The organism is Catenulispora pinistramenti (genome assembly GCF_018274385.1).
GTDB lineage: Bacteria > Actinomycetota > Actinomycetes > Streptomycetales > Catenulisporaceae > Catenulispora > Catenulispora pinistramenti.
In genome coordinates, this window is record NZ_JAAFYZ010000167.1 from 1 (window position 1) to 24,745 (window position 24,745).

Here is a 24,745-nt window from a genome sequence, read left to right on the forward strand (position 1 = left end):
CGGGGCGGGCGGGGTAGTCGTGAACGCGTTGTCAGTCGCCCGCCGAAATATGCCCTCGCTGCCGCCCGGCCTGCTATAGTTGTCAGTGTTGCGGTAGTGGTTCCCATGAAGTTATGTGTGCGCCTGCTGGTTTGACCGACAGGCGCTTTTTCGTTTTCCGGCTCTGTTTCGGGCCGGTCATCACCACGGCGACGCGAGACGCGCAAAGCGCGGGTCTCGGTACAGGTCCCATCAAGGAGACGCATGACGGCTGGCACTGTGAAGTGGTTCAACGCGGAAAAGGGTTTCGGCTTCATCGAGCAGGACGGTGGCGGGCCCGACGTGTTCGCCCACTACTCGAACATCAGTGCCCAGGGCTTCCGCGAGCTGCTTGAGGGCCAGAAGGTCGAATTCGACGTCGCGCAGGGTCCGAAGGGCCAGCACGCCGAGAACATTCGTCCGATCTGATTTGCCGCGGCGGTCGCCGCGAAGGCTTCGCCCGCACCGTGTTCGCGCTCGGTCCGGGCAAGACGGTTCCATCTGATTTCTCATCCGGCCTCGTGCATCGGGGCCCACTGGCTCCGCCACCGGCGGCCGACCCTTGCCAGGCGCTCCCGCGCCGCGTTCGGGTCCCGCCCTGCCGAACTCTTCTTCTCGTATTTTGAGTGCGGCTCGAGGTTTCTGCCGCCCCGCTGTCGTGGGCGCGCATCGACCGCAGGTGACGTGCCGAACGGTTCCACCGTCCACGCCCCGCGTTTTTCCGGCTCGTTCGTGTGATCTCCCCGCGGCTTCGCCGCGGCCTGGAGGCCTCCTCGATACGTGCCACTCGAGGAAGGTCTTTCCATGACCCGTTCCACCCGCTCCACTAGTTCCACCCGCTCCTCCCGCTCCTCCGAGCGCGGCTCCCAGCAGCGCACCGGCTCCGGCTCGCGCTTCTCCGGCACCGCCGGCTCCGGATACCGCTCCGGCGGTGGTGGCGGCGGCGGTGGCGCTCGCCGGTCCGGCGCCCCGGCCGGCGGTCAGGGCTCGTCGAGGACTGAGTTCGCGCTTCCGGTCAGCACCACTCCGGGGCTCCCGGCCGTCGAGCACTTCAGCGAGCTCCAGATGCCGCAGCCGCTGCTCGCGACCTTGACCCGCCAGGGGGTCACCGTCCCCTTCCCGATTCAGGCCTCGACTCTGCCGAACGCGCTGGCCGGACGCGACGTCCTGGGCCGGGGCCGCACCGGCTCGGGGAAGACCCTGGCCTTCGGCCTGGCCGTGCTGGCCCGCCTCGCCGGGCGGCGGGCCGAGTCCCGACGGCCCCTGGCCCTGATCCTGGTCCCCACCCGTGAGCTGGCCCAGCAGGTCACCGAAGCGCTCACCCCCTACGCCGACGCCGTCCGGCTCCGGATGGCGACCGTCGTCGGCGGGATGTCGATCGGCCGCCAGGCGCACGCCCTGCGCGGCGGCGCGGAGGTCGTCGTGGCCACCCCCGGTCGTCTCAAGGACCTGATCGAGCGTGGCGACTGCCAGCTGGAGGAGGTCGGGATCACCGTCCTGGACGAAGCCGACCAGATGGCCGACATGGGCTTCCTGCCCCAGGTCACCGAGCTGCTGGACCAGGTCGCCCCGGGCGGGCAGACGATGCTCTTCTCGGCCACCCTGGACCGCAACGTCGACCGCCTGGTCCGCCGGTTCCTCAGCGATCCGGTCACGCACTCGGTGGACCCCTCGGCCGCCACGGTCAGCACCATGGAGCACCACCTGCTGCACGTGCAGCCCGCCGACAAGAACGCGGTCGTGGCCCACATCGCGGCCCGCGACGGCGGGGTGATCATGTTCACCGACACCCGGCACGGTGCCGATCGCCTGGTGCGCGACCTGCTGGCCAGCGGGGTGCGGGCGGCCGCGCTGCACGGCGGCAAGTCCCAGCCCCAGCGCAACCGCACCCTGGAGCAGTTCCGCAACGGCCAGGTCACCGCGCTGATCGCCACCAACGTCGCGGCCCGCGGCATCCACATCGAAGGCCTGGACCTGGTGGTCAACATCGACCCGCCGACCGACCACAAGGACTACCTGCACCGCGGCGGCCGCACCGCCCGGGCCGGCGAGTCCGGCACCGTCGTCACCCTGGTGCTGCCCACGCAGCGCCGCACCATGACCCGCATGATGTCGACCGCCGGCATCACCCCGCACACCGCCCAGGTCCACTCCGGCGACGCCGAACTCGCCGGCGTCACCGGGGCCCGGGTCCCCACCGGGATCGCCGTCACGATCCCCAACCCGGTGATCGAGCGCCCCCGGTACGCCGGATCCGCCGGTTCCGGCGGGGCGGGCCGCAGCCGGCGCAGCCGCTCCGGCTACGGCGGCCGCGGCTCGCAGGCCAACCCGGCATCGCGCACCCAGTCGCGTACCCAGGCGCCCCGACGCGCCCGAGCCGCCGCCTGACGCTTGACCCCTGACGCCGGACTCCAGGCGTCAGGGGTATCCGACCGTTGAAGGTGGAGCCTGCTACACCTTCGATACGCGGCCGTGCACTCCTGGGCCAGATCAAGATCCAAAAGTAGCGTTGAAGACGTTGCCGGGACTTGATCTGGCCGCCATCTTGAGGAGTGATCACCCATGCTTGACTCTAAAAAGCGACTCACCGTCGCGGCTCTCGCCGTGGCTGTGGTGCTGGTCCCCATAACATCCGCGTCCGCCTCTGCCGCCCCGCCAGTCCCCGTACGCGAGCTGGACCGGATCGCTCATCCGTTGACCTCGACCGACCCGGGCGCCGGTACCGCCGATCTCCAGGCACTCGGCGCCATGGTCGGCAACGCCAAGGTCGTCGGCCTGGGGGAGGCCACACACGGCTCGCACGAGTTCTTCGCTTTGAAGGACCGGGTCTTCCGCTATCTGGTCGCAAAGAAGGGATTCACCACCTTCGCCCTGGAGATGAGCTGGTCGGCCGGGCTGCGGATCGACGACTACCTCCAGCACGGCGGCGGCGACGCGCGGCAGATCGTGCACGAGACGATGGCCGGATCCCCCTGGGACCGCGAGGAGTTCGTGACACTGGTGCAGTGGATGCGGGACTACAACGTCCAGCACCCCGCTCACCCGGTCCACTTCCTGGGCGACGATGTCGGTGCGCCCAGTCTCGACGCGCCTGTCTTCGACGCGGTCACGGGTTACGTGCAGCGGACGCACCCGGAGTCCCTGCCGCGCTTGAACGCGCTCCTGGTCGGCCTGCGTCCGCTCAACGACGCGATCGGCTACCTGGATCGGCCGCTGGCCGAACGTCAGCAGAACGCGTCGAAGGCACAGCAGGTGCTCGCCCTGATGCAGAGCGTTGGGGCGCCGGGCGACCACGACTACGAATACGCCCTGCAGAACGCCCGCAACATCGCCCAGACTTACACGTTCCTGTCCGTGAACGTCACCGACCCGGCCTCGCTGACCGCCATGGAGCGCTACCGCGACCAGGTGATGGCCGACAACACGGCGTGGTGGCTGCGGTACGAGGGCGGCCGGATCCTGTTGTCCGCACACGACGACCACGTCGGATACGCCGCCTCCGACCCCGCGACGTATCCGAAGACCCAGGGCGCGTTCCTCCACGACGCTCTGGGGGCGGGCTACCTCGCCATCGGCACGACGTTCGACCAGGGCTCCTTCCTCTCCAAGAGCCAGGCGTTGGGCGGCGACTGGGAGAAGTTCACGCTTCCCGCGGCGCCTGCCGGCTCCAACGAGTACACGCTCGACCAGGTCCGGTACCGCGACTATTACGTCGACCTGCGCAAGGCCCCTGCCGCAGCCCGCGCGTGGCTGGATCGCGCGCGCCCGACCTACGAAGTCGGCACGCAGTTCCCCGTGGACGGCACGCCCGAACTCGCCGTCGGCCACGCCTTCGACGTCCTGGTCCACCTCCACAGCGTGACGGCGGCGACCAAGCTGTAGCGCCGGGGCTCGGAGCGTTTCACCCAGGATTCACCTGACGGCCTCCTGTCCGTGTGGGCGAAGAGCTGCCAGCGGCGTCATGGTCCAGCACTTGCCATGACGCCGCGCGCCGCACGGGGAACTGGAACCGGCGGGCGGAGCGCGGGGAACCACCGGGTCAACGCCGGGTGACCGGCCGATGGTCGCCGCCGGATCGCAGAGTGCTGAAATATGAGGTGTGACATAGTGCTGCGCGGGGCGTACTCGACGCGCTCCACAGCACCGAAAGGCAAGCCATGACCATGAACATGGGCGTCAAACTGCTGGCCGCGGGCATCCTGGCCGCCGTGCCGGTAGCCGCTTGCGCCGGCGCCGCCTCGGCCTCGGCCTCGGCCGGCGCGAACCCGACCACCACGACCTGCAGCGGCTGGAAGCTCAGCGGGGTCCGCTATATCGAGGCCTGCGTGGACGTCACCGGATCGCAGGTACACACCTACGGCTATGTCAGCACCCCCGGCGACTCCGCCTACTCCACCAACGCGTCCGTCACCGGCCGTGACGAGACCGTGGGCACCTTCTTCGGCGACCAGCCGAGCACCGACGTGCCCACCCAGAACTCCACCGTTCTCCTCGACGGGACGACCGTGACCGTGCCGGCCGGCAGCAGGGTGCACGCGACCGTCTACCTGCCCGGCGTCGCCGGTACCGGGACCTTGATCGGACCGGACAAGACGTACTACGACGACCCGGACGTCCCCTCGGGACCGCAGGGCGCGCCGGGGACGCCGCCCTCGGTGACCGAACAGATCACCGTCTGGGCCAGGGTCACCGGCTGACCCTGATACCGGAAGCGACCGCCTCCCGTACGGTACGGGAGGCGGTCGCTTTGTCGTTGTATTCGGTTTGAGACGCTCAGGACTGCATCTCAGGACTGCATCTCAGGACTGCATCTCAGGACTGCGTCTCAGTACTGCGTGGACACGCTCACTCCGCTGAACGACGTCACCGCGTACAGGCTGATGTACCGGTATCCGGCGGTCTGGTTCGTCACGGTGATGCTCTGCCCATTCGGGTTCGCAGCCGCCTGCGCGGTGTGGGTCTGGTTCGTCGCCCACGTGTCGGGGTCGTAGAGCAGTTCCGCGGTGCCGTTGCCGCCGCTGGCGGTGACGGTCAGCGTCTGCTGTCCGGCCGGCAGGTAGATCCACAGGTAGTCGTAGTCGCCCGCGGTCGCGGACAGCCCGCTGCGCGAGCAGTCGCCACCCAGCGCCTGCCGGTTGGCCGAGGTGCACGGCGGGGTCACCGTGACGTACTGCGTGGAGGTGGAGGCCCGTCCCTTGGCGTCGTCGACGGTCAGGGCGATGGCGTAGGTGCCGGGCGCGCTGAAGGTGTGGGTGGGGTGGGGGCCGTCGGTGTCGGAGGTGGCGTTGTCGCCGTAGCTCCAGTGGACGAGGTCGATGGAGCTGCCGGTGTCGGTGGAGGTGTCGGACAGGTGCACCGACAGGCCGTTGACGGTCGCGGCGAAGGCGGCGGTCGGCGCGCCCGGGACCAGGCAGGCGCCGGCGGCGCAGGCGTCGAGCCAGGCGTTGAAGTCGGCGTCGTAGGCGGTGCCGATGGAGTTGTAGACCTGGTATCCGCCCTGGAAGTCGCCGACGCGGAAGTGGGCGAGCATGGCCTGGACGACGTCCGGGTGCTTTTCGAGCATGTAGCGCGTGGCCAGGTAGCCCCAGACGTACGTGCGGTCGTTGGTGCTGTTGTCGTACGTGGTCTGGAACAGGGTGCTCAGCGCGAACGTGTGCTGAGCGGCCTCGGCGATCGACTGGGTGTTGTTGATGTCGCGGTAGGTGTAGGAGTTGTACTCCGCCTCGCCTTCGACCCACCAGATGTCGGGCACGGTCATCTCCTGCGTAAAGTCGCCCTTCATCTCATAGGCGGCCTGGAGCAGGTGCGTGTACTCGTGGTTCAGGTTCCAGATGCTGGCCGGGAAGCCGTCGCCGGGGAACTTGATGTACATGATGGACATCGGAACGTTGGTCGGGTCGGTGGGCTCGCCGGCCAGCGTGATCCCGCCGTTGTCGGTGTCGTTGCCGAACAGCGCCGTGGAGTACATGGTGTAGGCCCACTTGGTGGCGAACACGGCGAGCCGCAGGGTGGTCTCGTACTGCCCGGGTATCGGACCGTTGTCCTTGGTCAGGGCGTGGTAGTACGCGTCCTCGCCTTCCACGCTCGTGCAAGCGGCGCTCAGGTCCGAGGCGGACATCGCGTAGGTCAGGAAGGTGCGGTTCGAGCCGCACGCGTAAGTCGTCGGCAGGATGGCCGAGTGCAGGGTACTGAGATAGTCGCAGACGTTGAAGGTCCCGCAATCCGCGCCGTCCACGTAGTCCTCGACGGTGGCGACCCGCAGCCAGATCGGGCCGTTCGGGCCGGACAGCGGCGAGGTGCTGAGCAGGTTCGCGGTCAGCGGGCCCACCATCGGCCGCAACGCCGGGGTGTCCAGGAAGCGCACGGTCTCGGCCGCGGCGTTGGTGTCCAGCGCGTAGTTCGCTCCGGCGAGCAGGGCCGTGTTCCGCAGCGCGAAGGAATTCAGCGCGGTGATGAGGCTCGGATCCGCGGTGACCGCGGCGATGTACGCCGGGAAGGAGTGGCCCCGGTAGACGGGGTAGAACACGGCGTTCACCGCCGCGTCCATGCTCGGGTAGGCGTCGTAGGCGCTGGTGTAAGTGTTCAGTACCCGCGCGTAGGTGCGCACATAGCGGGCCTGGTTGTCGGAGCTGTCGCTCAGGGTGATGACGGTGCCCAGGACGCTGCCGTTGATCGAGCTGACGTCACCGGAATGCCTCGCGCCGAAGAAGGCGTCCAAGCCGGCCTGGACAGGCGTGGCGAGTTTCTGATCGTACGTCCCGACCGCGGCGGCGTTGTTGTACTGGACGTAGTACCCGGCGGTCAGGAACAGGCCCAGCTGCCAGATGCCTTGCGCGTCATCGCCGCGGTACGCCTTGGCCGCCGGGCCGAACGCGTCGGCCACGGCCACCATCTGCGCTTCGTTGAAGACGGCCGCGGCGTCGGTGCCGGTCAGTGAATACAGGGTATTGATACAGTCGGGGCTGGACGCCTCGACGTACGCGGCCAGTGCGCTGCCGCTGCGACTGCCGAAGTCGGCCGCGGTGCACGGCTGCGCGCTGGACGAGGGCGCCGCGGCAGTCGCAGCCGACGCGCTGTCCGGGCCGGCCGGCCCGGAGCGGGTCGCCGCCGCCAGGGACGTGGCCGCACCGATCGCGACCGGCGGGCTGGCCGGTGACAGCGTGACCGGGGTGCCGTTCTCTGGCTGGGCCTCCGGCTGGTTCTGATCTGCCGACGACACGGCGCTCGCCATGGTCGGCGCGGGCGCGGGTGCCGGGGCGGCGGCGCTTGCCGGGCCGGCGGCCATCCCGAGCGTCACGACGCTGATTGCCAGGCCCGCGGCCAGGATTCTGGGCAGGGCGGATCGATGGCGCATCCAGGGCTCCTTTGTGAACAAGCGGGGACGTCTCACGGAACAGCCGCGAGATGTGCCAAGACGCTCTCACCGGTGCGTGGTGCTGACAATCGATCACGCGATAGAGCTCTGGCGCCCGGGCGATAACATCGCGCGGCCGTCGAGGTCCGCGCGGGTCTTCGTCCTTGACAGTGCAATGTCACATCACTAGCTTGCGTTCCGATGTGTTTGAGAGTGCTGATATCTGCGCGGAATTGTCGGAACACGAGGAGACGACATGACCAAAATCCGCACCATCCTGCTGGCCGCCACCCTGGTCATCGCCCCGACGGCGGGTGCCGTCGGGGCCGCGCCACCGGCCTCGGCGCTGGCGAACGGCCTGGCGCTGACCCCGCCGATGGGCTGGAACGACTGGAACGCCTTCGGCTGCGCGGTGAGCGCGCAGCTGGTGGAGCAGACCGCTGACAAGCTCGTCGCCTCCGGCCTGGCCGCCGACGGCTACGGCTACGTCAACATCGACGACTGCTGGATGGCGCCGAACCGGGACTCGGCCGGGAACCTGGTCCCGGACCCGGCGAAGTTCCCCGACGGCATCAAGGCGGTCGCCGACTACGTCCACGCCAAGGGCCTCAAGCTCGGCATCTACGAGACCGCCGGCACCAACACCTGCGCCGGATTCCCCGGCAGCCTGGGCCACGAGACACAGGACGCGAACACCTTCGCGGCCTGGGGCGTGGACTACCTCAAGTACGACAACTGCAACAACCAGGGGGTCCCGTCGCAGCAGCGTTATAACGCGATGGGTAAGGCGTTGGCCGCGACCGGGCGGCCCATCGTCTACAGCCTGTGCAGCTGGGGCACGGAGGACGTGGCGTCCTGGGGCGGCTCCGTCGGCAACCTGTGGCGGACCACCGGCGACATCAGCGCCGACTTCGGCAGCATGCTGTCGAACTTCCACACCAACGTGGCGCTGGCCGCCGACGCCGGGCCCGGGGCGTGGAACGACCCTGACATGCTCGAAGTCGGCAACGGGATGAGCGCGGTGGAGGACCAGACCGAGTTCACGCTGTGGGCCGAGATGGCCGCGCCGCTGATCTCCGGAACCGATCTGCGCACAGCGAGCGCGAACACCCTGCGCATCCTGGGGAACCGTCAGGTCATCGCGGTCGACCAGGACGCGCTCGGCCGGCAGGGTACTGAGATCAGCAGCTCCGGCGGGCTGGACGTGCTGGCCAAGCCGTTGTCCGACGGCAGCGTCTCGGTGGTGCTGTTCAACGAGAACGCCACGGCGGCCACCATCTCCACCACGGCGGCCGCGGCCGGCCTGCCGACCGGTTCGAAGGGCGGCTACGCTCTTCAGGACCTGTGGACCGGCCGGACCACAGTCAGCGGCGGCACCATCAGCGCCGCGGTGCCCGGCCACGCCGCGGTGATGTACAAGGTGACACCGGCCAAGCGGACGCTGCCGCCGAGCACGTCGCTGCTCACCACGCTGCCCAGCCTCGGTGCCGGCCAGTCCGGCACCGTGTACTCCTACTTCACCGACAACGGCGTCGCCGCCGTCACGGACGTCAGGCTCGGTCTGGACCTGCCGGCCGGCTGGACCGCCAAGCCGCTGACCGCCACGCGCTTCAGCAAGGTCGCCCCCGGGCACATGGCGATCTCCGCCTTCCGCCTGACCGCGCCGGCGACCCTGACCAAGCCCATTGAGACCGCGCAGATCAACGGTACCGAGACCGACCGCTGGAGCGGCGGGTCGGAGTCGTCGGCCTTTGCCGGCTCCCTGCAGCTGGCCAACCCGCCGCAGGCTCCGTACAAGGCGTTCACCAGCACGACGGCGATGATGGGCCAGTTGGGGAACTCGGTGTCGATCGACGGCGCCGGGGCCGACGCCTGGGGCTCCACCGACCAGTACAGCTCCGTCTACCAGCAGGGCGCGGAACACGACGGCTCCACCACCGTCGTCGAGGTCACGGCGCAGGCCTCCACCAGCGACTGGGCCAAGGCCGGGATCATGGCCCGGGACGACATCACCGGTGCCGGCAGCTCGCCGGGCTACGTGATCCTGGCCGTCACCCCGGGCCACGGCTACGTCATGCAGTGGGACAGCACCGGCAGCGGCCAGTTGGACAGCAACAGCGCGCCGTCGAACTCCGGGCTGGGGGCGGCTGCCTACCCGTCCTGGCTCAAGCTCGTCCGCTCCGGTTCCACCTTCACCGGCTACTACTCCACCGACGACGTCACCTGGACCCAGGTCGGGACCGCGACGGTGCCCGGGGTCAACGCCACCCAGGACGTCGGCACCTTCATGACCGCGCACAACGAGGGCTCGGGGGACAGCGGCGAGGTCGACTTCACGGGGTTCGCCACCTCATGAGACTCCTGCCGATCTGCGTGTCCGCCGCGGTGGCTTTCGCCGCCGTGGCGGCCACGCCCGCCGCCACCGCCACCACGACGACTCGTGCCGCCGCCATCGGCACGACCACCGTCACCGCCACTGGCGCGGCCACCGCCACGACCACCGCCACGACCACCGCCACCCCGCCGCTGAACAACGGCGTGGCCCTGACCCCGCCGATGGGCTGGAACTCCTGGAACTCGCTCGGCACCGCCGTGACCGAGGCGCAGGTGGTCCAGACGATCGACTTCATGGCGGCCAACGGCATGGTCGCCGCCGGCTACAACACGGTGACCATCGACGACGGCTGGTCGCAGGACTACCGCAGCGGCCAGAGCGCCGATCCCGTCAAGACGTCCTACGGCTCGTTGCAGCTCTACGACGCCGGCGGCAACCCGGTCAGCGGCAGCGACGGGACGGGCAACGATCCGACCTCCGGCGACCTCGTACCCGACACGGACTTCCCGCCCCAGACCGTGAACGGCCAGACCCTCAACGGGATCGCCTACCTGGCCTGGTACGCGCACAGCAAGGGCATGAAGTTCGGGCTCTACACCACCGACACCTACCTCACCTGCCAGGGCCACCCCGGCAGCCTCGGCCACGAAGCCACGGACGCGGCCGACTTCGTGTCCTGGGGCGTGGACTACGTCAAGGACGACAACTGCCCGAACTGGAGCGGGCCGCACATCATCGGCCCCGACGGCCACGACTACGGTCCCCAGGGCGAGGGCAAGGAGCTCACCGAGTCGATCTACGCCCGGATCCAGACCTTCCAGAAGGCCCTCGACGCGGCGTCGGCCGCTCAGGGCCGGCCCAAGGTCGTGCTGAGCGTCTCGGCCCAGCCGCCGCACACCGGCGTGCCGTACCTGGAATCGCCGGACGACCCGGCGCGCTCGGACTCGGTCATCGCCGCCGCCGGGACGCCGCAGTTCGACGCCCCCGGTTACGCGCCGACCGGCGTGTGGTGCGGGCAGGTCGCCAACCTGTGCCGGATCGGCGGCGACCGGGACAGCGAACTCGACGGCGTGCTCTACGGCGGGCAACTGGGGACCGCGCTGCAATACGCCGCCAACGTGCGTCCGGGCTCGTGGAACGACCTGGACATGATGTACGCCGGGTGGAACGACCCGGACGGTCTGTGGGGCGTCACCGACACCTGTGCCTGCCACAAACCGTTCACCGACACCGAATCGCAGACCGAGATCTCCATCCTGTCGATGATGGCGGCTCCGCTCATCACCGGCGCCGATCTGCGCACCGCCGCCGACTCGCAGCACTCGGCCGACGGCTACACCTGGTCCACCGGCATCTCGGCGAGCGCTCTGGCGCTCTATGAGAACCCTGACGTGGTCGCGGTCGACCAGGACGCGCTCGGCGTCCCGGCGACGCTGGTCGGCAGCCCGCCGGCGTCGGCCACCGGGCCGGTGGTGCTCCGGCGCACGCTGGCCGACGGCGACACCGTCGTGCTGCTGGCGAATCAGGACCCGGACAACGCGCAGCAGATCACCGCGACGCCGTCCGCGCTGGGTCTGCCGGCCGGCTCCTACCACTACGAGGACCTGTGGACCAAGGCCACCGGAACCCTTGCCGCCACCGACACGCTCGGCGGCTCGGTCGCGCCGCACGGCGTGGAGATGTTCCGGATCAGCTCCGCGGCTTCGGCTGTCTCGCCGGTCGTCGGTGACGGCCGCTATCACGACCTGGCCGCGTCCGGGACCGACGGGTCGGTCCTGGAAATCGCGGGCCAGTGCGGTGCGCCGGGCGACGGCCCGCTGGACGTCGCCGCCTACCAGGCCGGGCACTGGTCGCAGTGGTGGCAGTTCAGCCCGAACGCGGACGGTACCGTGCGGATCTACGACGGCTGTTACAGCAGTACACAGCAACACGGTACGTTGACCGCGTCCGGATCGGCGGTGACCGCGCTCAACGCCTACGATCCGACGGATCCCGCGCAGAAATGGCGCCTCACCGAGAGTCCCGGCGGCGGTCTGAGCATCAGCAACGTCGCCACCGGGAACGTGCTCGGCGTCTCCGGCGGCACGGTGATCGCCGACCCGGGTGATCCGACGCGGTGGACGCCGATCAGCTGATCGGCGACCTCGCCTGACGGCGCTTCCGGTTCGGCTGTCCTCGCCTGCTGGTGAGACCGGCTCCGGAGCGTCGTCGGCGTTGTCGGCGTAGGCGTCGGCGGCGTCAGCGGCGTCGCACGGTGACAGTGACCGATCCCCGGTGCCCGGCTGCGGTCGTGGCGAACACCAGCACCCTTCCCGCCTTGCCCGGCCCGGTCGGGGCAATCGTGAAGGTCGCAGCCCGGCGACCGGAAACCGACACCGCGACGTTGTCGCCGTAGACGGTCCCGGGCAGCACGATCTCGGTGGGCCCCGACCAGTTCCCGCCCGGCGTGTAGGTGAGTGTGTAAGTACCCGAATTCGCATCGAACGTCGAGCCGGCCGGCGTTCAGGCGAGCGCCGAGGCGAACGGCGTGAACATCGGTGCCTCTCCGGGAAGCGGGTTTCCGGCCGCGTCCAGCGGCGCGTACCCGCCGGTCCCCAGGCCCCAGTACCACCGGGTCCACCCCGTCGCGAACGACGGCATCACCCGCACCTGGGCCGCCATCAGTGCGGCGTTGCCCGGGGTGCTGGTGTTCTCTCCCCACTCGCCCACGATCACCGGCATCCCGTGCGCCTTCGGATAGGCGGTGATCGCGGCCAGGTAGTCGTCGATGAACCCGTCCGCCGGATTCCAGTCCTGCCCGTCTTCGACCGCCGTGTCATAGAAATGCGGCGCGTACCCGATCCGGGGCGCCCCGGCACGCGGATCGGCGAACCCCGGCAGCGCGGTCGGCACACCTTCCCCGACCAGCACGGTCGGTTCCACGAACAGCCAGGACCGCTGGTCCACCCGCCGGACGGCCGTGATCAGCCGCTTGTACATCTGCTGCAGCCGGCCCTGTTCCAACGCTCGCGAGGAGGCGGCGAGGGCCGCCGGATCGGACGGATCACCCAGCATGGGCCCGCTCGGCTCGTTGAACAGGTCGTAGCCCAACAGGCTCGGATGCGATCGCAGTGCCGTGGCCACGTGCTGGTAGAAGGAGGCCTGGGCCGCCCGCAGATCCGGGTCGTCGTAGAGATGCCGGAACGCGGCTTGCACCGAGGGCTCGAAGTACTCGCTGAACCAGTCGTCCGGGATCGGCGTGAACGGCAGTCCGTCGTCGCGGGTGGCCCAGGCCGGGATCCCGTCCTGGCCGCCTCCGAAGTAGGGCCCGTATACGTCCTGATGGAAGTCCACCAGGACCCGCAGGCCGTAGCGGTCGGCCGCCGTCATCAGCTGCTGGATGCGTCCCATCGCGGCGGCGTCGTACACCCCGGGCTTCGGCTCCAGCCGCGCCCACGTGATGTCCAGCCGGATGAGGTTGAATCCGCGCTCTGCGATGGCTTGGATGTCCGCCGGTGTGGACTCGTCGTACTTGTCGAGGTTGAATCCGCGCAGGTCCAGCACTCGGCCGGAGGAATCGGTCAGGCGCGTGACACCGTCGGGCGTGACCACGGTGCCGACTGCGGAAAGCGGAGCCGGCGCTGGGGCCGGGGTCGGAGCCGGAGGAGCGGCCCGCACTGCACCGGGAAGGACGAAGACGGCCGCCCCCAGGACCGCTGCGGCGAGACGAAGACGAGCCGATGTTCGCATGTGGCCTCCCACGAAGGATGGTGGAGGCAGGTTACTGAGAAACCTTCATGTTTTGAAGGGGAGCGGCCTCGGCGCGGTCGCGGATGTTATGCCCACCGGGGGCAAAGTGTTGTATCTCAGTGCGTTGTCCGAGGCAGTCCAAGGTGCCATATTACATTGCATGAATCCGCGCCTGGCCGTCACCGACCACGTCTTCACCGTCCCGCTCGATTACGACGAGCCCGACGCCGCCACGATCGACGTCTTCGCCCGCGAGGTCGTCGATCCGCGCCGCGCCGCCGATCCGGACGGCCTGCCGTGGCTCGTCTTCCTGCAGGGCGGCCCCGGCGGCAAGTCCCCGCGCCCCGGCCGGGGGGTTCCCGGTTGGCTCGACCAAGCGCTGAGCACCCACCGGCTGCTCCTGCTCGACCAGCGCGGGACCGGGCGCAGCACCCCGGTCACGCCGACCGTCGCGCGGGGCTTCGCCTCGGGGGAGGACCTCGCGCACTATCTGTCGCTGCACCGTGCGGACAGCATCGTGCGCGACTGCGAGCATATCCGCCGCGAGCTGTGCGGTGACCAGCCGTGGGAGACCCTGGGCCAGAGCTACGGCGGGTTCGTCACCCTGACCTACCTCTCGCGCTGCCCCGAAGGGCTGCGCGCGTGTTACGTGACCGGCGGACTGCCCGGCCTGGACACGACCGCGGACGACGTCTACCGCAACACCTATCCGCGCGTCGCCGCGAAGAACGCAGAGTTCTACGAGCGCTACCCGCAGGACCGCGGCAAGGTGGCGCGGATCGCCGAGGTCCTGAACACCGGCGCCGTCCGGCTGCCCGACGGCGACAGTCTCACCACCGACCGCCTGCGCAGCCTCGGCCTGGCCTTCGGCATGGGCGACGGCTACGAGCGCGTGCACTGGCTGCTCGATGAGGCCTTCTCCCGGCCCGGCGAGCTCTCCGACACGTTCCTGCTGAACGTGGGCGGCCCGACCGGATTCGTCGACAACCCGCTGTTCACGATCTTGCAGGAACCCTGTTTCGCCCAGGGCCCGAAGCCGACCGCGTGGGCCGCGCAGCGCATCATGGCCGAGTACCCGGCCTTCGCCGAGGACGCCGACCCGCTGCTGTTCACCGGCGAGATGATCTACCCCTGGATGTTCCGGGACGTCCGGGCCCTGCGGCCGTTCGCCGAGGCCGCCGACATCCTGGCCGCCAAGGACGACTGGCCGCTGCTGTACGACCCGAAGCAGCTGGCCAAGAACGAGGTCCCGCTTGCCGCCGCCGTCTACCACGACGACATGTACGTCCCCGTCGAGTTCTCGATGCGCACGCTCAGCGGTCTCGGCGCGGCCCGCGCCTGGGTCACCAACGAGTGGGAGCACGACGGGGGCAACGCCTCCGGCGGCTCGGTGCTGGCGCGGCTCATGGACATGGCCGCCGGAAGGGCCTGACCGGGTCCGGCCGATAACCCGGTATCGCGCAACGCGATAACACCGATTCCGATGCGGGGGAGCTGATGGAGCGACTGGAACTTCGCCATCTGCGCACACTCTGCGCGATAGCGGACACCGGCAGCCTGCGCCGCGCCGCCGCGGCTCAGGGCTACTCGCAGCCGGCCCTGACCACCCAGCTCCAGCGGATCGAGCAGTACTTCGGGGAGCCGCTGTTCGCGCGCAGCAGCGTCGGCGTCGTGCTGACGGCCCTCGGCGGCGAGATCGTGGCGCAGGCGCGGGACGTGCTGGCCCGCATGGACGCCATCGGACCGCGCGTCGACCGCCGTGCGGCCCAGGGCGGCACGGTACGGCTGGCCGCGACGAACACCCCCATGCTGTCCGGGCTGCTGACCCGGTTCCGCGATGCCGCGCCCGGACATTCCGTCACGGTCAGCAGCGTCTATTCCTCCGCGGAAATCGTGGCCATGCTTGAAGAAGGCGCCGTGGACATCGCGATCGGCGTGGACTATCCGGGCCGGGAATTGCGGCACTCCTCGACCGTGGCGCACCGGGGGATCGTCACCGAGCCGAGCTTCGTCGCCCTGCCGGCCGGCCACCCGTTGGCCGGCCGGCAGGAGGTCTCGTTGACCGACCTGGCCGACGAGCCCTGGTTCGTGACCCCCGACGACGGCGCCGGCTGGCCCGGCGTGTTCTTCACGGCCTGCGAGGTCGCGGGCTTCCGCCCGACGACCCTGCACGAGTTCCTGGGCGACCGGCGTCAGCTGCACGCGATGGTCGGCGCCGGCCTGGGCGTCGCGATCGTGCAGGCGACCTTCCCCACGACCGCCGAGATCGTGGTCAAACCCCTGATGGGGACGCCGCTGTGGTGCCGCTACCTGCTCGCCTGGCGGGTCTCGGGGATCTCCGACGACCTCGTGGACACGGTGTACCGCTCAGCGCTGGCCGCCTACCGCGATCTGGTCGCCGCCGCGCCGCACCTGCGGGACTGGGCCGCCCGGACGTACAGCGCTTCGCGGGATTAGCTTCTCCGCTCCGACGGAGAATCCCGCGACGTTATCGCGATACTGCTATTTCTCTATCGCCCGGAACATTGTCAATGCGCATCGCCGGATGAGAGTTTTTCTCCCACCCGCCGCCCGGTGAAATCCGCTGAGGAGGCGTCCGCCACGCAATTCTGACGTGCCACCCTGCGCTATTCGCCTTGGAGTCACCGCATGATCCGCTCACGTCCCAGCAAGGACCCGACCGTGCCCCGCACCCCGGTGGCGCTGGCCTGGCAGCGCCTGCGCGCCGACCGCACCGGGATGGCCGCCGGGGTGGTGGTCTGTGTCTTCTTCCTCCTCGGCTTGTGCGCCCCGCTGATCAGCGCGATATATGGTAAGAACCCTTACACCACCTACGGGCAGAACGAACCCGGGCTCCTCGACGAGTTCGGCTATCCCACCGGCTCCATGGGTGGGGTCAGCGGCCGGTTCTGGCTCGGGCTGGAGCCCGGGCTCGGCCGGGACGTGTTCACCCAGCTGCTGTACGGGATCCGTACGTCGCTGCTGATCTCGGCGGTGGTGGTGGCGATCGTCACGGTGCTGGGGACCGCGGTCGGGTTGGTCGCCGGGTACGCCGGCGGATGGCTCGACGCGGGTCTGGGGCGGATCGTCGACATCGCCTTGTCCTTCCCGTCGACGCTGTTCATCATCGCCTTCGTCCCCGTGGTCCAATCGCTGTTCGTCTCCGCCGACCAGCAGACCCCCACCTGGATGCGGGTCACGACGCTGGTGGTGGTCCTGGCCGCCTTCGGCTGGGCGCCGGTGGCCCGGTTGCTGCGCGGGCAGGTGGTCTCGCTGCGGACCCGGGAATTCGTCGAGGCGGCGCGTATCGGGGGCGCCTCGCCGATCCGGATCGTGCGGCGCGAACTGCTGCCGAACCTGTGGACGCCGATCCTGGTCTCGGCCTCGCTGTCGGTGCCCGTGTACGTCACGACCGAGGCGGCGCTGTCGTTCCTCGGCGCGGGCATCGACGAGCCGACACCGGACTGGGGCCGGATGATCCACCGCGGGGCCGAGGTCTACCTGTCCGACATCACGTACATGCTCATCCCCGGCGTCGCGATCCTGATCTTCGTCGTCGCCTTCAACCTGCTCGGGGACTCGGTGCGCGACGCGCTGTCGCCCTCCGGCCGCTGAGACGCCGCGCGGCCCGGCCGCCGCCGGAACCCACGAATCCACGAGTCCACGAATCCACGAATCCACCCATCGAAGGGATCTCCCATGCCCATATCCATATCCAGATCCAGGCGCCGGTCCCGCTCGGCGCTCGCCATCGCCGTGCTCGGCACCCTGGCGGTCACCGCCGCGTGCTCGTCCTCGGCGGCCGAGAAGTCCGGCTCCGGCGACCCGGCCGCGGCCGGGACCGTGGCCAAGCAGGCCGTCGCCCTCGGCACCGGCGCGGACTCCCAGGGCCCGGACCCGGCGGTGCCCGGCGCCAAGTCCGGCGGCACCGTGACGGTGCTGGAGCAGTCGGACTTCAGCCACCTGGACCCGGCGCGGGTCTGGTCCTCGGCCAACCAGACCGCCGATCTGCTGCTGACCCGCCAGCTCACCAGCTACCAGCAGGTCGGCGACACCACCAAGCTGGTCGGCGACCTGGCCACCGACACCGGCACCAGCAGCGACGGCAAGACGTGGACCTACCACCTCAAGGACGGGCTCAAGTACGAGGACGGCAGCACGATCACCGCCCAGGACGTCAAGTACGGCATCGAGCGCACCTTCCAGAAGGAACTCTCCGGCGGCCCGCAGTACCTGCAGATGTGGCTGACCGGCAAGACCGACTACTCCAGCACCTACTCCGGCCCCTGGGGCGGCCAGGACCTCCCGCAGATCGAGACGCCCGACGCCAAGACGATCGTCTTCCACCTGGCCTCGGTCCACGCCGACTTCCCGTTCGCACTGGCCATGCAGGCCTACAGCCCGCTGCCCAAGGACAAGGACACGAAGTCCGCCCTGGACCAGCACCCGTTCTCCTCCGGTCCCTACAAGGTCGACAGTCACGACGTCGACAAGGGCATGGTGCTGTCCCGCAACCCCTACTGGGACCCGAAGACCGACCCGGTCCGCCACGCCTACCCCGACGGGTGGACGTTCGAGTTCGGAGCCCAGGCGGTCGACATCAATCAGCGGCTCATCGCGGCCAACGGCGCCGACAAGGACGCGATGACCTTCAAGGTCACGATCGGCTCGGACCTGGCCGCCCAGGTGAACTCCAGCCCCGATCTCAAGGCGCGCCTGGTCAACGAGGTGACGCCGTTCTCCGAGTTCTACAACATCAACACCCGCCGCGTCACCGACCCCAAGGTCCGCCAAGCCCTGCTGGAGGCGTTCCCGCGGGCCCAGACGCGGCAGCTGCTCGGCGGCCCGGTCTACGGCGACTTCACCGACACCATCCTGTCGCCGGTGACCGACGGCTACCAGAACTACGACCTCTACAACGTCCCCGACACCGGCGACCCCGAGAAGGCCAAAGCACTGCTGGCCACCACTTCCAACCCGCACCCGACCATCGTGTACGCCTACCAGGACGACACCGCCTGGCAGCAGGGCGCCGTCGCCATCCAGCAGGCCCTTCAGAAGGCCGGCTTCAACGTGGTCACCAAGGCGATCAGCGCCAAGAACTACCTCGACCAGACACAGAAGGTGGACAACCAGTACGACCTCTACTGGGGTGGCTGGGGCCCGGACTGGCCCAGTGCCTCCTCGGTCATCCCGCCGCTGTTCGACGGCCGCCAGATCACCGACGGCGGCGGTGACAACTCGCTGCTGAACGACCCGGCGGTGAACTCCGAGATCGACCGCATCGAGGCCATGACGGACCTGAAGGCGCAGGACACCGCCTGGGCCGCGCTGGACAAGAAGATCATGCAGGAGGTCCCCATCATCCCGTGGGTGGACCCGCGGCAGGTCTCGCTGTACGGGCCCGGACTCGGCGGCGTCCACACCGGGTTCATCGGCACCTGCTACCCGCTCGACGTCTACGTCAAGTAGCCCGCAGACCCCCTCTGATCCCCCTTTCGATCATGGAGCGCGACCTTGTTCGGATACATCCTCCGACGGGGACTGGGTGCGGTACTGATCCTGCTCGTCGTCAGCGCGGTCACCTTCCTCCTCTTCTACGCACTGCCCGCGGACCCCGCGCGCCTGTCCTGCGGCAAGACCTGCACCCCGCAATCCCTGGCCCAGATCCGCCACAGCATGGGTCTGGACCGGCCGCTGCCCGTCCAGTACTGGCAGTTCCTGCACGGCGTCTTCGCCGGCCGGCACTTCGACACCGTCTGGTGCGCCGCGCCGTGCCTGGGCTACTCCTTCGTCAACCAGCAGTCGGTCAGCTCCACGCTGGCCGACCGCTTCCCGGCGACGCTGTCGCTCGCGGCCGGCGCCTCGGTGCTGATCCTGACCGTCGGCGTCGGCTTCGGCATCCTGGCCGCCCTGCGCCGCGGCCGGGCCCTGGACAAGCAGCTCACCGCCGTGGCCCTGGTCGGCGCCTCGATGCAGGTGTACTTCCTCGGCATCGTCGCCCGCTACCTGCTGGTGGACCAGCTCGATCTGCTGCCGCAGCCGGGCTACACCGGGATCACCTCCGACCCCGGCAAGTGGTTCGGCGGCATGCTCCTGCCCTGGATCACCCTGGCCGTGGTGAGCGCCGCGACCTATGTCCGGTTCACCCGCTCGGCGATGATCGAGGCCGAGTCCCAGGAGTACGTGCGCACCGCCCGCGCCCAAGGGCTCCCGCCGCGCGTCGTGCACCTGCGCTACGCCTGGCGCGCCGCCTTGACCCTGGTGCTCACCCAGTTCGGTCTGGACCTGGGCGTCTTCCTCGGCAGCGCCGTGATCACCGAGACCACCTTCAACATCCACGGCATCGCGCAGCTCGCCGTGACCTCGGTGACCAACCTCGACCTGCCGATGATCACCGGCACCGTGCTGGTCGCCGCGACCTTCATCGTGGTGTGCAACACCGCCGTCGACTTCTGCTACGCGCTCATCGACCCCCGGGTGAGGCTCTGACCATGGTGACTTCTGTGTATGACGGCTACGACAGCGACAACAGCGACAACGGCTACGACAACACCGGAAGCCACGAAGGCGAAGAGGCGACCGTCCGGCCGCTGCTGGCCGTCGAAGACCTCGCGGTGCGCTTCGACACCGAGGGCGGGACGGTCCAGGCCGTCAACGGCCTGAGTTTCTCCCTCCGGCGCGGTCGCACCCTGGCGGTCGTGGGGGAGTCCGGCTCCGGCAAGAGTGCCACGGGCCTGGCGATCCTCGGCCTGCACGACCGGCGGCGCGCGCGGATCTCCGGGCGCGTGGAGTTCGACGGCGTCGACCTGGCCGGCCTGCAGGAGCGCGGCCTGGCGGCCTACCGGGGTTCCCGGATCGCGATGGTCTTCCAGGACGCCCTCACCGCGCTGTCCCCCTACCACACCATCGAGCGTCAGCTCACTGACGCGTATCGCCGCCGCACCGGGGCCAGCCGCCGCGCGGCCCGGACCCGAGCGGTCGAGATGCTGGCCCGGGTCGGCATCCCGGACCCGGTCCGGCGGGTGGCGGAGTACCCGCACGAGTTCTCCGGCGGCATGCGCCAGCGCGTCATGATCGCCATGGCGCTGATGGGGGAGCCGGACCTGGTGATCGCCGACGAGCCGACCACCGCGCTGGACGTCACCGTGCAGGCGCAGATCCTGGATCTGCTGGCCGGTCTGCAGGCCGAGTCGGACCTGGCGCTCCTGCTGATCACCCACGACCTCGGGGTGGTCTCCGGGGTGGCGCACGACATGCTGGTGATGTACGCCGGCCGCGGCGTGGAGCAGGGACCGGCCGCCGAGGTGCTGGCCGCGCCCGAACACCCCTACACCAGGGGCCTGCTGCGCTCGGTGCCGACGCTGCACGGCGACCCCGACGCCGACCTCACCCCGATCGCCGGCAGTCCGCCGGACCTGCTCGATCCGCCGCCGGGCTGCGCCTTCCATCCGCGCTGCGACCAGCGGGAGCGGGTCGGCGGGGACCGGTGCGCGACCGAGGTGCCGGCCTTCGTGCCGCTCGGCGATCCCGAGCGCATGCGCGCCTGCCACCTCCCCTCCGGTGCTCTCGAAGCTCTCGAAGGGAGCGTGATCCGGTGAACCCGCTCCTGGAGGTCTCCGGCCTGGCCAAACACTTCCCGGTCCGGCGCGGAGCGGTCCTGGCGCGCCGGGTCGGCGCGGTGAAAGCGGTCGACGGCATCGGCTTCACGGTGGCCCGCGGCGAGAGCCTGGGCCTGGTCGGCGAGTCCGGCTGCGGCAAGTCGACGACCGGCCGCCTGATCACCCGGCTCCTGGAACCGACCGCCGGCGCGATCCGCTACGACGGCCAGGACATCGCCCACGCCGGACGCAGAGAACTGATGCCGTTGCGCGGCAGGATCCAGATGGTCTTCCAGGACCCCTACAGCTCCCTGAACCCCCGGCACACCGTGGGCGAGATCATCGCCGCCCCCATGGCGTCCCTGGGCATCGGGAGCAGAACCGGCCGCCGAGACCGGGTACTGGAGTTGCTGGAGACCGTCGGCCTGGACGCCGCGCACGTGCACCGCTACCCGCACGAGTTCTCCGGAGGACAGCGCCAGCGGATCGGCGTGGCCCGCGCCCTGGCCACCGAGCCGGAGCTGATCGTCGCCGACGAGCCGGTGTCGGCGCTGGACGTCTCGATCCAGGCCCAGATTGTCAACATGCTGCGCCGGCTCCAGCGCGAGCTCGGCATCGCCATGCTTTTCATCGCCCACGACCTGGCCGTGGTCCGCCAGGTCAGCCACCGGGTGGCGGTGATGTACCTGGGGCGGATCGTGGAGATCGCCGACCGCGACACGCTCTACGAGCGATCACAGCACCCTTATACCCAGGCGCTGCTGTCAGCGGTGCCGGAGGTGGACGCCGGCATCGGCATCGGGCGTGAACCCGGGCGCGGTGCCGGGCGCGAGCGGATCCGGCTGGTCGGCGACGTACCGAGCCCGCTGAACCCGCCCTCGGGCTGCCGCTTCCGGACCCGCTGCCCGAAGGCGGCCGAGGTGTGCGCCGCGCAGGAGCCGCCGTTGGTGCCGATCGGCGGGGCGGACGGGCATTTGACGGCTTGCCACTTCCCGGCGCTGCTCCCGGTGTGAAGCCGTGGCCGGCGGCGCCGGTAGTCATCCTCAGCCGTCCCGCCCCTACCGCACGCCGGTCGGCAGATCCGGGTCGAACGCCGCCGTCACCAAAAGCGACTCGAAGTCCACCATGAGCGCCCGCACCTGGTCCACGGACACATGGTGGGTGTCCACGTGGACTTCCAGTTCGACCGTATCCATGGCGGCCCCGACCTGGACCATCAGTTTGTCGAGATACGTCGGGAACGGCTGGCCCCAGGACAGGACGCTCTCACCCCGTGCGGCTTCCAACTCCTGTCGGGGCGGCAACGGCCCGGTCGGCTTGGCATCGCTGCCCAGTCGGCGATCGTTGAACAAGCACGAGAGCTCGATGACCTCGCCGCGCTCCCTGTTGATCCGCGCACGTAGTTCCTCCAGCCGCGTCGGGTCGTAGTACGCGTACTTCGAGCAGAGCGCCAAAGCCCGCTGCGTGCGGTTCACCACCTCGTCAAAGGAGGCTTCGGCGACATCGACCATGAGCAGGCCGTTCACGGACAGTGGATGGGAGATCTCCGCGAGGCCCGGTCGAAACCGGTTGCTGACGACCACCTGGATCAGCGCGGGAGTGATACCGGTCAGCCGCGCCACGGCCACCGCGTACCCGGCCAGCAGCACGGTGGACGCCGGTCCGCCGGTCCGGGCCGCGACCGCCTTCGACGCCAGGTGCAGGGCCCGGGATTCGAAGATCGCGCGTCGGTAACGCGGCTCGCCGCGGTCCGTGTGCGGGCCGAACCGTAGGGGCCCTGCCGAGCGCAGGAGACCTTCCCAGTGCCGTAGCGATGCCTCGCTGTGCCGTCGGCCGGCCGGTGTGCGTTGCAGCGCGGCCAGCTCCAGCGGCCCCATCGCCGGCTCCGGGTTCTTCGGCTGCCCGGTGACCGGATCGCGCCGGCTCAGTTCTTCGAGCATGACGGCGATGCCGCCGCCGTCGGTGGCGACATGCGAGATGGTCACCACCACGTGGGTCACCAACCCCCGCGCGCGCACCGCGGCCATCCGGATCGGCCACTCCCGCGCATGGTCGAACGGGGTCGCCTCCCACTGGTCGGCCAGGCGTCGAGCGGCCGGTCCGGGGTCGTCGCCGTCCGCGACATCGACGATGCCCAGCACCGCCTGACCCGAGCCGGACACCTCCTGGGTGAGGGTGCCGTCCGTGCCTTGGTGGATCCTGGCACGCATCGAGGCGTAGCGGGACATGAAGAACCCGAGTTCCGACGCCAGATCCCGGATCGTCCTGCCGTCCGTCACCGGGACCGCCCCGCCCATGCTCAGCGAATTCCCGGCCTGCCGCATCAGGGTCCAGACCTTCTCCTGACCCCAGGTCAGATCACCGGCACCGGCGCCGGGGCCCGCGAAGGGCACGACGATCCCATCGGCCATCCGTACCCCGCCAAGAACCGTCTCCGCTACCGGTACAGCCATTGCCGCCGCCCTTCGGGATACGGGAGTCCGGCTCCCACGTCGGGCACTATCGTCAGCCAGGCGAACTCGCGACGCAAGACTCTGAGAAATCTCGGTAAGAACACGATTGCCGCTGGCCGGACGGTGCACGCGGAGAGCGCCCCGGCCCGTCGGGAACGGACCGGGGCGCGCGGGCTGCGAGCCTCAGCTGACCGCCTCGGCGGCGTCCTGGATGAGGCCGGCGACGATCTTGGGGTGGCTGAGCATCGCGACATGGGAGGAGTGCGGCACCTCGACGACCTTGCGGGCGTTCGCGCGGTTGTACATCCAGCGCTCACAAGCCGGCGGGATCGCCTTGTCGCTGCCGGCGACCAGCCCCCACACCGGAATCGTCTTCCAGGCCGCGGCCGTGGTCGGGAAGGTGAAGGACTCGGCGTCGAAGGGCCGCTGCGTGGCCTGCAGGGCCTGGAAGTCGGCGACCGAGAGGTCGGCGGCGAAGGCCGCCTGGCCGTCCTTGCTCAGGTACAGGTCGGTCCCGGTGGTGCCGTCGGCCTTGGTGTACGGCACCGGCACACTCACCGGCAGGACCTCGCTGCCGGGGAACTTGTTGATGAGATCGCCCTGCGTCTCACCGACGTCGGGCACGAACGCCGAGATGTAGACCAGGGCCTTGACGTTGGCCTTCCCGGCGGCGGCGTTCGTGGTGACCGTCCCACCCATCGAGTGCGCGACCAACACGACCGGTCCGCTGATGGAGTCCAGCAGGCTCGCTATGTACGGGGCGTCGGTAGGAATGCCGCGCAGCGGGTTCGATCCGCAGATCACGGTGTACCCGTTGTGCTGCAACTCGTGGATGGTGGCGTTCCAGCAGGACGAATCCGCGTACCCGCCGTGCACCAGGACGATCGTGGGCTTCACCTTCGGCTTCTCCTTATTAGTTCCGCTCGGTGCCGACGCGGCGTCGGCTGTTCCTTCGAGGCCGGCCAGCAGCGCCGCCGATCCAGCCACAGCCGCTCCGGCGGCCAGGACCTTACGGCGGGAAAGATCTGTGTTCATGGGCTCCTCGCATCGGGGCATCGGGGCATCGGGATCGGCGCGCCCAGCCGCGTACGGCGGCCACTGACGGGTGCGGCGTGCCAACGACGTTACGAGGGCCGTGATCGCGGCGGCTTCCGTAATATGACCTAGTGCCGTGTCAGGCAACGCTTGCCGGGTAGTTCGAGCTTTGACCGGGAGTCCGCGATGTGCCGGTCGGCGGGCGGGATTCGTTGGCGGG

At 69.7% G+C, this 24,745-nt stretch carries 16 protein-coding genes and 2 pseudogenes; 13 read left to right on the forward strand and 5 right to left on the reverse strand.

The features are described 5' to 3' along the window. The first annotated feature begins 243 nt into the window (after window positions 1–243). From KGQ19_RS34685 to KGQ19_RS34700, 4 genes are all read left to right on the forward strand, one after another. Window positions 244–447: a cold-shock protein gene (locus KGQ19_RS34685; protein ID WP_212017219.1), complete on the forward strand. Its 204-nt coding sequence runs from the start codon at window positions 244–246 to the stop codon at window positions 445–447. A 375-nt stretch (window positions 448–822) separates the two neighbouring features. Further along, on the forward strand, window positions 823–2,406 hold the full coding sequence (locus KGQ19_RS34690) for a DEAD/DEAH box helicase (RefSeq protein WP_212017221.1): 1,584 nt from the start codon (window positions 823–825) through the stop codon (window positions 2,404–2,406). Between the two features lie 174 nt (window positions 2,407–2,580). After that, the gene (locus tag KGQ19_RS34695; protein ID WP_212017223.1) at window positions 2,581–3,900 is read left to right on the forward strand and encodes an erythromycin esterase family protein; all 1,320 of its coding nucleotides are present in this window, start codon (window positions 2,581–2,583) and stop codon (window positions 3,898–3,900) included. 275 nt (window positions 3,901–4,175) lie between these two features. Beyond that, window positions 4,176–4,715, forward strand: a complete 540-nt coding sequence (locus KGQ19_RS34700) for a hypothetical protein (protein WP_212017225.1) — start codon at window positions 4,176–4,178, stop codon at window positions 4,713–4,715. 128 nt (window positions 4,716–4,843) lie between these two features. On the opposite strand, the gene KGQ19_RS34705 is transcribed toward KGQ19_RS34700, so the two are convergent. Beyond that, the gene (locus KGQ19_RS34705; RefSeq protein WP_212017227.1) at window positions 4,844–7,372 is read right to left on the reverse strand and encodes a collagenase; all 2,529 of its coding nucleotides are present in this window, start codon (window positions 7,370–7,372) and stop codon (window positions 4,844–4,846) included. Between the two features lie 256 nt (window positions 7,373–7,628). On the opposite strand from KGQ19_RS34705, the pseudogene KGQ19_RS53055 reads away from it, so the two are divergent. Further along, window positions 7,629–9,101, forward strand: a pseudogene (locus tag KGQ19_RS53055) (NEW3 domain-containing protein); the annotation flags it as partial. A 623-nt stretch (window positions 9,102–9,724) separates the two neighbouring features. Further along, window positions 9,725–11,842, forward strand: a complete 2,118-nt coding sequence (locus tag KGQ19_RS34715) for an alpha-galactosidase (RefSeq protein WP_212017231.1) — start codon at window positions 9,725–9,727, stop codon at window positions 11,840–11,842. A 103-nt stretch (window positions 11,843–11,945) separates the two neighbouring features. On the opposite strand, the pseudogene KGQ19_RS53065 reads toward KGQ19_RS34715, so the two are convergent. Together KGQ19_RS53065 and KGQ19_RS34725 are read right to left on the reverse strand one after the other, a co-directional pair. Next, window positions 11,946–12,197 (reverse strand): annotated as a pseudogene (locus tag KGQ19_RS53065) (hypothetical protein); the annotation flags it as partial. A 12-nt stretch (window positions 12,198–12,209) separates the two neighbouring features. Beyond that, window positions 12,210–13,298, reverse strand: coding sequence for a glycoside hydrolase family 5 protein (locus tag KGQ19_RS34725; RefSeq protein ID WP_212017233.1), 1,089 nt, complete (start codon window positions 13,296–13,298; stop codon window positions 12,210–12,212). Window positions 13,299–13,596: 298 nt separating this feature from the next. Here KGQ19_RS34725 and KGQ19_RS34730 point away from each other — a divergent pair, with 298 nt between their 5' ends. From KGQ19_RS34730 to KGQ19_RS34760, 7 genes are all read left to right on the forward strand, one after another. Then, window positions 13,597–14,868, forward strand: a complete 1,272-nt coding sequence (locus KGQ19_RS34730) for an alpha/beta fold hydrolase (protein ID WP_212017235.1) — start codon at window positions 13,597–13,599, stop codon at window positions 14,866–14,868. Window positions 14,869–14,933: 65 nt separating this feature from the next. Then, the gene (locus KGQ19_RS34735) at window positions 14,934–15,893 is read left to right on the forward strand and encodes a LysR family transcriptional regulator (protein WP_212017237.1); all 960 of its coding nucleotides are present in this window, start codon (window positions 14,934–14,936) and stop codon (window positions 15,891–15,893) included. Between the two features lie 192 nt (window positions 15,894–16,085). Further along, complete coding sequence (locus KGQ19_RS34740; protein ID WP_212017239.1) at window positions 16,086–17,051, forward strand: ABC transporter permease; 966 nt, start codon at window positions 16,086–16,088, stop codon at window positions 17,049–17,051. An 84-nt stretch (window positions 17,052–17,135) separates the two neighbouring features. Beyond that, on the forward strand, window positions 17,136–18,908 hold the full coding sequence (locus KGQ19_RS34745) for an ABC transporter substrate-binding protein (RefSeq protein ID WP_230419912.1): 1,773 nt from the start codon (window positions 17,136–17,138) through the stop codon (window positions 18,906–18,908). A 45-nt stretch (window positions 18,909–18,953) separates the two neighbouring features. Beyond that, window positions 18,954–19,928: an ABC transporter permease gene (locus KGQ19_RS34750; protein WP_212017241.1), complete on the forward strand. Its 975-nt coding sequence runs from the start codon at window positions 18,954–18,956 to the stop codon at window positions 19,926–19,928. Window positions 19,929–19,930: 2 nt separating this feature from the next. Next, complete coding sequence (locus KGQ19_RS34755; protein ID WP_212017242.1) at window positions 19,931–21,037, forward strand: ABC transporter ATP-binding protein; 1,107 nt, start codon at window positions 19,931–19,933, stop codon at window positions 21,035–21,037. Next, window positions 20,983–22,050, forward strand: coding sequence for an ABC transporter ATP-binding protein (locus tag KGQ19_RS34760; protein WP_413562945.1), 1,068 nt, complete (start codon window positions 20,983–20,985; stop codon window positions 22,048–22,050). The genes KGQ19_RS34755 and KGQ19_RS34760 overlap by 55 nt, the downstream gene beginning before the upstream one ends. A 45-nt stretch (window positions 22,051–22,095) precedes the next feature. Here KGQ19_RS34760 and KGQ19_RS34765 read toward each other — a convergent pair whose 3' ends face one another. Then, complete coding sequence (locus KGQ19_RS34765; protein WP_212017246.1) at window positions 22,096–23,490, reverse strand: condensation domain-containing protein; 1,395 nt, start codon at window positions 23,488–23,490, stop codon at window positions 22,096–22,098. Between the two features lie 183 nt (window positions 23,491–23,673). After that, window positions 23,674–24,525, reverse strand: a complete 852-nt coding sequence (locus KGQ19_RS34770; protein WP_212017248.1) for an alpha/beta fold hydrolase — start codon at window positions 24,523–24,525, stop codon at window positions 23,674–23,676. Window positions 24,526–24,745: the final 220 nt, after the last annotated feature.